We start from the raw sequence: 239 nt of genomic DNA on the forward strand, positions 1-239 counted from the left end.
GTTTTACTTTTTCTCAAGAAAAAACTTTCAAAATTACAGGAACACTAATAGCCGAAGATTCTAATCTACCCATTGAATCTGCAACAGTTTATTTAGAGCGTATTAAGGATAGTAGTATTGTTTCTTATACCATTTCAGACAAACACGGTTTTTTTAAAATTGAAGGACGAACCTTTGATGAGCGTCTTAACTTCTATGCATCATACATAGGCTATGGAGCTTATATGAAGAAAATAGAT

General features: G+C 31.8%; 1 protein-coding gene. It reads left to right on the top strand.

The features are described from left to right. On the top strand, positions 1-239 hold a 239-nt coding region (locus ACRHNM_RS18030; protein ID WP_431138004.1), incomplete at both ends, for a hypothetical protein.

Source organism: Psychroserpens mesophilus (assembly GCF_050617655.1).
In the GTDB taxonomy this organism is placed as follows: Bacteria; Bacteroidota; Bacteroidia; order Flavobacteriales; family Flavobacteriaceae; genus Psychroserpens; species Psychroserpens mesophilus_A.